At 75.5% G+C, this 9183-nt stretch carries 8 protein-coding genes and 1 pseudogene; 8 read left to right on the plus strand and 1 reads right to left on the minus strand.

Annotation, left to right across the window (positions count from 1 at the left end):
* Both GXP76_RS31460 and cobI read left to right on the plus strand, forming a co-directional pair.
* Positions 1–776, plus strand: a pseudogene (locus tag GXP76_RS31460) (cobyrinic acid a,c-diamide synthase); the annotation flags it as partial.
* On the plus strand, positions 773–1528 hold the full coding sequence (gene cobI / locus GXP76_RS31465) for a precorrin-2 C(20)-methyltransferase (RefSeq protein ID WP_242575025.1): 756 nt from the start codon (positions 773–775) through the stop codon (positions 1526–1528). The pseudogene GXP76_RS31460 and the gene cobI, both read left to right, overlap by 4 nt.
* 26 nt (positions 1529–1554) lie before the next feature.
* Here cobI and GXP76_RS31470 read toward each other — a convergent pair whose 3' ends face one another.
* Positions 1555–2331 (minus strand): ZIP family metal transporter, encoded by a 777-nt coding sequence (locus tag GXP76_RS31470; RefSeq protein ID WP_242575026.1) that lies wholly within the window; start codon positions 2329–2331, stop codon positions 1555–1557.
* A 92-nt stretch (positions 2332–2423) separates the two neighbouring features.
* Here GXP76_RS31470 and cobM point away from each other — a divergent pair, with 92 nt between their 5' ends.
* From cobM to cobC, 6 genes are all read left to right on the plus strand, one after another.
* On the plus strand, positions 2424–3263 hold the full coding sequence (gene cobM, locus GXP76_RS31475) for a precorrin-4 C(11)-methyltransferase (RefSeq protein ID WP_242575027.1): 840 nt from the start codon (positions 2424–2426) through the stop codon (positions 3261–3263).
* A complete protein-coding gene (cbiE, locus tag GXP76_RS31480) occupies positions 3260–4540 on the plus strand; it encodes a precorrin-6y C5,15-methyltransferase (decarboxylating) subunit CbiE (RefSeq protein ID WP_242575028.1) in 1281 nt (426 codons plus the stop codon). Before cobM ends, cbiE begins: the two co-directional genes overlap by 4 nt.
* Complete coding sequence (cobJ, locus tag GXP76_RS31485) at positions 4537–6591, plus strand: precorrin-3B C(17)-methyltransferase (RefSeq protein WP_242575029.1); 2055 nt, start codon at positions 4537–4539, stop codon at positions 6589–6591. The genes cbiE and cobJ overlap by 4 nt, the downstream gene beginning before the upstream one ends.
* Positions 6588–7202: a precorrin-8X methylmutase gene (locus GXP76_RS31490; RefSeq protein ID WP_242575030.1), complete on the plus strand. Its 615-nt coding sequence runs from the start codon at positions 6588–6590 to the stop codon at positions 7200–7202. The genes cobJ and GXP76_RS31490 overlap by 4 nt, the downstream gene beginning before the upstream one ends.
* Positions 7199–8131 carry a sirohydrochlorin chelatase gene (locus GXP76_RS31495; RefSeq protein WP_242575031.1) on the plus strand — a complete coding sequence of 311 codons (933 nt, stop codon included), beginning with the start codon at positions 7199–7201 and terminating at the stop codon, positions 8129–8131. The genes GXP76_RS31490 and GXP76_RS31495 overlap by 4 nt, the downstream gene beginning before the upstream one ends.
* On the plus strand, positions 8115–9183 hold a 1069-nt coding region (gene cobC / locus GXP76_RS31500), incomplete at its 3' end, for an Rv2231c family pyridoxal phosphate-dependent protein CobC (protein WP_242575032.1). The genes GXP76_RS31495 and cobC, both read left to right, overlap by 17 nt.

Consider the following 9183-nt stretch of genomic DNA (forward strand, 5'->3'; position numbering starts at 1 on the left):
GCGGGGCTGTTCCCCTGCCCGCCCCTTCCCACAACCGGGGCTCCGCCCCGGACCCCGTACGGCCTTCGGCCGTGCCCTCAAACGCCGGGCGGGCTGGATTTCGGGGCGCTGCCCCGGGCCCCGCTCCTCAAACGCCGGAGGGGCTGAGTGGGACCGCCGGGCTCAAAGGGGCGGAGGGGCTGACCGTGGCTGTCGCCGGTGGGGCCGCGTTCACCTTTTCGTACGCCGAGAACGTCGAGCTGCTGCGCGCCGCCGGCGCCGATGTCGTCGTCTTCGATCCGCTGCGTGACGAGCGACTGCCGCCCGGAACCGGAGGGTTGGTCATCGGGGGCGGCTTCCCCGAGGTGTACGCCGCCGAGTTGGGCGCCAACGAACCCCTCCGCGAGGCCGTCGCCGAACTGGCGCGCTCCGGCGCGCCCGTGGCCGCCGAGTGCGCCGGGCTGCTCTATCTCGCGCGGTCGCTCGACGGGGCGCCCATGTGCGGGGTGCTCGACGCCGACGCGCGGATGTCGCGGCGGCTGACGCTCGGGTACCGGGAAGCCGTCGCCGTCGGGGACAGCGTCCTCGCGGCCGCCGGGACACGGCTGCGGGGTCACGAGTTCCACCGGACGGTGCTGGAGCCGGGGGCCGGTGCGGCGCCCGCCTGGGGGCTGGTACGGCCCGAGCGCCGGGTGGAGGGCTTCGTACAGCGGGGTGTGCACGCCAGCTATCTGCATACGCACTGGGCGGCGGCGCCCGGTATGGCACGGAGATTCGTCGAAAGGTGCACGGCATGAGCGGCAGACTCGTCGGGGTCGGCGTGGGGCCCGGTGACCCGGAACTGGTGACGGTGAAGGGCGTGCGGTGCCTGCGGGAGGCCGATGTCGTCGTCGTCCCCGTGATGGCGGCGCCCGACGGCACGGACGGCGGGGAGCCCGGCCGGGCCGAGGCGACCGTGCTGCACCACGTCGGCGCCGGGAACGTGGTGCGGATCGTCTTCGCGCTCAACGAGCGCGCGGACCGTGCCCGCCGTGAGGCCGCCTGGGACGCGGCGGGCCGGCGCGTCGCCGCGCTGCTGCGCGCGCATCCGCACGGAAGCGTGGCGTTCGCGACGATCGGCGACCCGAACGTCTACTCGACCTTCACCTATCTCGCGCAGACGATCGGTGAGCTGGTGCCGGGGACGGTCGTGGAGACCGTTCCGGGCATCACCGCCATGCAGGACCTCGCCGCGCGCGGCGAGGTCGTACTGGCCGAGGGGACCGAGCCGTTGACGCTGGTGCCGGTGACGGCGGGCGCCTCCGTACTGAAGGACGCGCTGGACGGTCCCGGCACGGTCGTGGCGTACAAGTTCGGGCGGCTGGCGGGCGAAGTCGCCACCGCGCTGCGGGAGACCGGCCGTACGGAGGGCGCGGTGTGGGGGTCGGCCCTCGGGCTGCCGGAGGAGTCGATCCGGCCCGCGTCCGAGCTGGAGCAGGGGCCGTTGCCGTACCTCTCGACGCTCATCGCGCCCGCGCGGCGCGACGGCGGGCGCGGGGGCAAGCTGTGAGCGCCCTCCGCACCGCCGGGCCGGGGTCAGCCGGCCAGGGCCACCACCAGCCAGATGAACGCCACGCCGCCGACGGTGCACAGCAGCGTGGACAGCGCCGGGTGCTCGTGGTGCGCCTCCGGAAGGATCTCGGCGGCGGCCAGATACAGCAGTGCGCCGCCGAAGAACCCGAGGTAGCTGCCGAGAAGTTCCTCCGGAAGGGTGAACAGCAGCGTGGAGGCGGCGCCGACGACGGGTGCGACCGCGTCGGCGAGGAGCATCGCGAAGGCCCTGCGGCGGTCGTTCCCGTAGAGGCTGGTGAGCGTGTACGTGTTGAATCCGTCGGCGAAGTCGTGGGTGATGACGGCGAGCGCGACGGTCGCGCCGACGCCGCCGCCCACCTGGAAGGCCGCGCCGAGCGCGATGCCGTCCATCAGGCTGTGCAGGACCATCGCCGCCGCCGCCGTCAGTCCCACCTCGGGGGTGCGCGCCGGCCTTCCGGCGGCCCCGCCGTGACGGTGCGGGCCCGCGCCGTCCGCCGCGCCGTCCGCCGCGCCGTGCGCGGCCCGGCGGACCGCCAGCAGCCGTTCCACGACGTGCGCGAAGAGGAATCCGCCGACGAACAGCAGGAGCGCCTGGTGTACGCCGAGGAAGTCCTCGCCGGCCATCTCCATGGCTTCAGGCAGCAGTTCGAGACCGACCACGCCGAGCATCAGCCCGCCGGCCAGGCCGAGCACCAGATGGCGGCGGTCGGTGACGCGCCGCGCCGTCCAGCCGCCGAAGAGCGTCATGAGGAACGCGCCGAGCGCGACGAACACCGCCATACGCCCTTGCTAGCCGATCGGCCCCCCGGTCCGCACGTTCATGTTCACCCCTTCCGCTCCCCCGCCCCGTTGACCCGCGAGGACCGCCGCTCATGACCGAGACCACTGCCGGGACCACCGTCGGCAAGGTGACCTTCGTGGGCGCGGGCCCCGGCGCCGCCGATCTGCTGACCTTCCGCGCCGCACGCGCCATCGCCGCCGCCGACATCGTCATCTGGGCGGCGAGCCTGGTACGGGCCGAGGTGCTGGAGCACGCGCGCGAGGGCGCGGAGATCCTCGACTCGGCGGCACTTTCCCTGGAGGACGTCGTCGCCGTGTACGAACGGGCGGTGCGCGACGGTCTGAAGGTCGCCCGGATCCACTCCGGCGACCCGGCCCTCTGGGGCGGTACGCAGGAGCAGGCCGACCGCTGCGCCGCGCTCGGTCTGGAGGTGGAGATCGTGCCGGGGGTCTCGTCGTTCTCGGCCGTCGCCGCCGTCGCGGGGCGGGAGCTGACGATTCCTGAGGTCGCGCAGTCGGTGATCCTGACCCGGCTGGGCGGCGGGAAGACGCCGATGCCGCCCGGTGAGGAGGTGCGGGAGTTCGCCAGGCACGGCACGACCATGGCGGTGTTCCTGTCGGCCGCGCGGTCGGGCCAGCTCACCCAGGAGCTGCTGGAGGGCGGCTATCCGACGTCGACCCCCGTCGTCGTCGCCCACCAGGTGACCTGGCCCGAGGAGCTGGTCGTGAGCTGCACCCTGGGCACGCTGGAGGAGACCGTCAAGGAGCACAGGCTCTGGAAGCACACGCTGTTCCTGGTGGGGCCCGCGCTGTCCGCGTCGGGGACCCGCTCGCACCTCTACCATCCGGGGCATTTCCACGGCTTCCGGCGGGCCGACCCGTCGGCCCGCAAGGCGCTGCGCGAGGAGCGGTCCCGGGGCGCCGCGCGGTGATCACGGTCATCGGTACGGGGACGGGGACGCCGCTGGCGGCGGACTGCCTGCGCGCGCTGTCGGAGGCGACGCTGGTCGTCGGCGGGCGACGGCATCTCCAGGAGGCCGCGGCGGAGACCGGGCTGCCCGAGCGGGTCTCCCGCGTGGTGCTCGGGCCACTGGCGCCGGCGCTGGACGTGATCGCGCGGCACCGGGCGGAGGGGGGCGCCGGCCGCGTCGTGGTGCTGGCCTCCGGCGACCCGGGACTGTTCGGGATCGTGCGGGCGCTGGCCGGGCGCTTCGGGCCCGACGCCCTGGACGTACGGCCCGCCGCCCCGTCCGTCGCCGTGGCGTTCGCCCGGATCGGCCTTCCGTGGGACGACGCGGTCGTCGTCAGCGCGCACGGGCGTGACCTCCGTACGGCGGTCAACGTCTGCCGCGCGCATCCCAAGGTGGCCGTGCTGACCGGTCCGGGAGCGGGGCCGGCCGAGCTGGGCGCGGCGCTCGCGGACACGGGGCCGCCGCGCACGCTCGTCGTGGCGTCGGCGCTGGGCGATCCGGACGGCGAGCGGGTCGAGCACGTGTCCCCCGCCGACGCGGCGGCCCGCGTGTGGCCGGAGCCGCTGAGTGTCGTGCTCTGCCTCGACGGCGCGCGGGCGCACGCCCCGGTGCCGCGCACGGTGGCCGGTCGCGGGCCGGGGCCGGCGCGCTGGGCCCTGGACGAGGAGGAGTTCGCGCACCGCGACTCGATGATCACCAAGTTCGAGGTGCGGGCGCTGGCGCTGGCCAGGCTCGGGCCGCGGACGGGCGACCTGGTGTGGGACGTCGGCGCCGGCTCGGGGTCGGTGGCCGTGGAGTGCGCGCGGTTCGGTGCGGCGGCGGTCGCGGTGGAGAAGTCCCCGGACGGCGTCGGGCGGATCCGTGCCAACGCCCTGGCGCACGGTGTGGACGTGCGGACCGTGCACGGTTCCGCGCCCGCGGCACTGGACGGGCTGCCCGACCCGGACGCCGTGTTCGTCGGTGGCGGGGGCCGTGAGCTGCCCGCGATCGTCACGGCGTGCGCGCGCCGGGCGCGCCGGACGGTGGTGGTCTCGGTCGCCGCGCTGGACCGGGTGGGGGCGGTGCGCGAGGCGCTGTCGTCGGCCGGGTTCGCGACCGGTGGCGTACTGCTGCACTCCTCGCGGCTCGCGCCGCTGCCCGGCGAGGTGACCCGGCTCGCGGGCACCAACCCCGTCTTCCTGCTGTGGGGCGACCGCCCCTCGGCGGATCCCCACCCCCTACGAGGAGCGAACCAGTGATCGGCCTGATCTCCGCCACGGCGGCGGGCGCCTCGGCCCGCGACCGGCTGGCCACGGCCTGGCCCGGCCGGACCCGCGTCTACGACGGCCCGGTGCGCGAGGCGGTGGAGCGCGCGTTCGCCGAGTGCGAGCAGTTGGTGTGCTTCCTGGCCACCGGGGCGGCGGTGCGTCTGCTGGCCCCGCTCCTGACGGACAAGGCGTCGGACCCCGGCGTCGTGTGCGTGGACGAGGCGGGCCGTTACGCGGTGTCGCTGCTCGGCGGCCACGGCGGCGGGGCCAACTCCCTGGCGACGGAGGTCGGCTCCGTCCTGGCAGCGGCCCCGGTGATCACGACGGCGACGGACGTCACGGGCATCCCCGGCCTCGACACGCTGGGCCTCCCGGCGGAGGGCGCGGTGGCCGCGGTGACCCGCGCGATCCTCGACGGCGCCCCGGTGACACTGCACGCGGACGCGGTGTGGCCGCTGCCCCCGCTGCCCCCGAACGTGACACGGGGCACGCCTCTTGACGGGCACGGCGTGCTCCCTCCGAAGCCGCTGCCCGGTGACACGGGCGACGCCGGTGTGCCCGGCGGGGCTCGCGCTGTGGAGCAGGTGATCTCCGGCGCGCCGGAGGGCGCCGCGCCGCGCACGGCCTCGCGCACTTACGGGCCGAATGCTGAGGCGTCCGAGACGCAAGCACCGCTGGTCGCGGCCCCGGACGGACCCGGCGAGGCCCTGGCTGCGGAGCAGCCGGTCCCCGGGCCGGACACGGCCGGGGCGTCGGCGGACGGCGCCGCGTCAGCGTGTACCGGGTGGTCGCCGGGTGGCGTGGACCCGAAAGGTCCGGCGCCGGCAGCGACCGGCGGCCGTGGGCCTCGGCTGCTCGTCACCGACCGGGTCGTGGGCCTCGGGACGGCGGATGTGGTCCTGCGGCCGCCGTCGCTCGTCGTCGGGGTCGGCGCCAGCCGGGGCGCGGGCGTCGACGAGGTGTACGGGCTCGTCCGGGACGCCCTGCGGGACGCCGGTCTCTCCGTGCTCAGCGTGGTGGAGCTGGCGACCGTCGACGCCAAGGCGGACGAACCCGGCGTCGTCGGGGCGGCCGGCCGGCTCGGGGTGCCCGTACGGACGTATCCGGCGGAGGCGCTGGCCGCGATCACCGTGCCCAACCCGTCGGACGCGCCGCTCGCCGCCGTCGGTACCCCGTCGGTCGCCGAGGCCGCCGCGCTCGCCGCCGGGCAGGGCGGTGAACTCCTGGTACCGAAGCGGAAGTCCAGCCCTCAGGGGCGGGCCGCCATGGCCACGTGCGCCGTTGTGCGCCGTGCGCCGCGCGGACGGCTCGCCGTCGTCGGGCTCGGCCCCGGCGCGCGGGACCTGCTGACGCCGCGCGCGACGGCGGAGCTGCGGCGCGCGTCGGTGCTCGTCGGGCTCGACCAGTACGTCGACCAGATCAGGGACCTGCTGCGGCCCGGCACCCGCGTCGTCGAGTCGGGGCTCGGGCGCGAGGAGGAGCGGGCCCGCAGGGCGGTGGCCGAGGCACAGGCGGGCCACGCGGTGGCCCTCGTCGGCAGCGGCGACGCGGGCGTGTACGCCATGGCGTCGCCCGCGCTCGCCGAGGCCGCCGACGACATCGAGGTGGTCGGGGTACCGGGCGTGACGGCCGCGCTGGCCGCCGCCGCGATACTCGGCGCGCCCCTCGGGCACGACCACGTCTCGATCAGCCTGAGCGATCTGCACACTCCGTGGGAGGTCATCGAACGCCGTGTCCGCGCGGCGGCCGAGGCGGACATCGTGGTGACCTTCTACAACCCGCGCAGCCGGGGCCGGGACTGGCAACTGCCCAAGGCGCTCGCCCTGCTGGCGGAGCACCGTACGGCGGCGACACCCGTCGGCGTCGTACGCAACGCGTCCCGCCCCGACGGCACCAGCCGGCTCACCACGCTCGCCCGGCTCGATCCGGCGACCGTCGACATGATGACGGTGGTGACGGTGGGCAACACGGCCACGCGTGAGATCGCGGGCCGCATGGTGACGCCACGGGGCTACCGGTGGCAGTCGGAAGGAGCCCGGTGAACCGGCAGGAGCGTGTCGTCCATCCCATCGAGGAGGAGTCGTTCCGCAGGCTGCGCGCCCGCGTCGACACCTCGCACCTGGCGCCGCTGACCCGCGCCGTCGTGGAGCGCGTCGTCCACTCGGCGGCGGATGTGGCGTATGTGACCGATGTCGTCTGCGACGAGGCCACGCTGACCACCGCGCACGGCGCGCTGCACGAGGGCGCGCCGGTCGTCGCCGATGTGGAGATGGTCGCCGCCGGGATCACCCGTCGCACCGCGGTCTGCCGTCTCAAGGAGGCCGTGCCGGGCCCGGGGCTGACCCGTTCCGCGCACGCGGTGCGTCTCGCGTACGAGCAGGTGGGGCCGGGTGCGATCTGGGTGATCGGCTGCGCCCCCACCGCGCTTGAGGAGTTGCTGCTCCTGGACGCCGCGCCCGCGCTCGTGATCGGGCTGCCGGTCGGTTTCGTCGGCGCCGTCGAGTCGAAGGCGGCGCTGCGCGGGAGCGGGCTGCCGTCGGTGTCCAACATCTCGGAGAAGGGCGGCTCCGCGGTGGCCGCCGCCGCGCTCAACGCCCTGCTCTACCACCCGTACGACCCGCCCCATCACCAGCTCGCCAAGGAGAACGCGTGACCACCCCCGGACCCGCACTGCTCATCGCCGGCCACGGCACCAGGGACACGGGGGGCGCCGAGGCCTTCCGGGAGTTCGTACGGGAGCTGGGCAGGCGCCACCCCGAACTGCCCGTCGCGGGCGGCTTCATCGAGCTCTCCGCGCCGCCGATCGGCGACGCGGTGTCCGAACTCGTCGAGCGGGGCGTCACCCGGTTCGCGGCGGTCCCGCTGATGCTGGTCTCCGCCGGGCACGCCAAGGGCGACATACCGGCCGCGCTCAAGCGCGAGAGGGAACGGCACCCGGGGATCTCGTACACCTACGGCCGCCCGCTGGGCCCGCACCCCGGTCTGCTCACGGTCCTCGAACGGCGCCTGGACGAGGCGCTGGAAGGGCTGGCGGGTTACGACGGCGACAGGTCGGAGGTGACCGTCCTGCTCGTGGGACGCGGCTCGACCGACCCCGACGCCAACGCGGAGGTGCTGAAGGCGGCGCGGCTTCTCTGGGAGGGGCGCGGTTACGCGAGTGTGGAGACGGCGTTCGTGTCGCTGGCCGCGCCGGACGTGCCGAGCGGGCTGGACCGCTGCGTACGGCTCGGGGCGCGCCGGATCGTGGTCCTGCCGTACTTCCTGTTCACCGGGATCCTGCCGGAGCGGGTGGTGCGCCAGACGCAGGAGTGGGCGGCGGCGCATCCGGCGACCGAGGTGGCGTCGGCCGATGTGGTGGGGCCGGCCGAGGAGTTGCTGGATCTGGTCATGGAGCGCTACCGCGAGGCGGTCCGGGGCGATCTGCGGATGAACTGCGACTCGTGCGTCTATCGCATCGCGCTGCCCGGCTTCGAGGACAAGGTGGGGGCTCCGCAGCAGCCGCACTTCCACCCGGACGACGACGGTCACGACCACGGCCACGGCCATCACCACGGCCACGGCAGTCATGCGCACGCGCACTGACGCCCCGGAGGCCCCGCACGACCTGCGTCACCACGGCGACGCGGAGGTGCGTGACGACGGCGCGGAGTTGACCGATCTCGCGGTCAACGTCCGCCCCGGCACTCCCCCGGACTGGCTGCGTGAGCGGATCGCCGTGTCGCTCACCGGTCTCGCCGGCTATCCGGACGGGCGTGCCGCGCGCGCCGCCGTCGCCGCCCGGCACGGACTGCCGGTGGAGCGCGTGCTGTTGACGGCGGGCGTCGCGGAGGCGTTCGTACTGCTCGCCCGCGCCCTCGGCGCTCGGCGCCCCGTCGTGGTGCATCCGCAGTTCACGGAGCCGGAGGCGGCGCTGCTCGGCGCCGGGCACACCGTGCGGCGGGTACTGCTCGACGCGGGTGACGGCTTCCGGCTGGATCCGGCCGCCGTCCCGGACGACGCGGATCTGGTGATCGTCGGCAACCCGACGAACCCGACATCCGTACTGCACCCTGCCGGCGACCTCCTACGACTGGCGCGTCCGGGGCGGACGCTGGTCGTGGACGAGGCGTTCATGGACGCGGTGCCCGGCGAGCCGGAGGCGCTGGCGGGGCGGGGCGACGTGCCGGGGCTGGTGGTGCTGCGCAGCCTGACCAAGACATGGGGGCTCGCCGGTCTGCGGATCGGCTACGCGCTGGCGGATCCGGCGACGGTCGCCTCGCTCGCGGCGGCCCAGCCGCTCTGGCCGGTCTCGACGCCCGCGCTGGCCGCCGCCGAGGCGTGCATGGCGCCCGCCGCGCTCGCGGAGGCCGCATCGGCCGCACGGCGTACGGCGGCGGAGCGGGCCCATCTGCTGGCCGGGCTGGCCGGGTTCGACGCTGTGCGCGCCGTGGAACCGGCGGCGGGGCCCTTCGTCCTCGTCACGACGGAGTCGGCGGCGGCCGTACGGGAGCGGCTGCGCGAGCTGGGCTTCGCGGCACGGCGCGGCGACACGTTTCCGGGGCTCGGGCCGCGATGGCTGCGGCTCGCGGTGCGGGACCGGGCGACGACGGACCGTTTCCTCCGGGCGCTGGAACAGGCGCTGTCGGAGGTCCGCG

The organism is Streptomyces sp. NP-1717, assembly GCF_022695985.1.
Taxonomy (GTDB): Bacteria; Actinomycetota; Actinomycetes; order Streptomycetales; family Streptomycetaceae; genus Streptomyces.

Excerpts from the sequence above, each read along its gene's own strand:
- cobM (WP_242575027.1), top strand. The coding sequence starts at position 2,424 with ATGACCGAGACCACTGCCGGGACCACCGTCGGCAAGGTGACCTTCGTG.
- GXP76_RS31470 (WP_242575026.1), bottom strand. The coding sequence starts at position 2,331 with ATGGCGGTGTTCGTCGCGCTCGGCGCGTTCCTCATGACGCTCTTCGGC.
- cobI (WP_242575025.1), top strand. The coding sequence starts at position 773 with ATGAGCGGCAGACTCGTCGGGGTCGGCGTGGGGCCCGGTGACCCGGAA.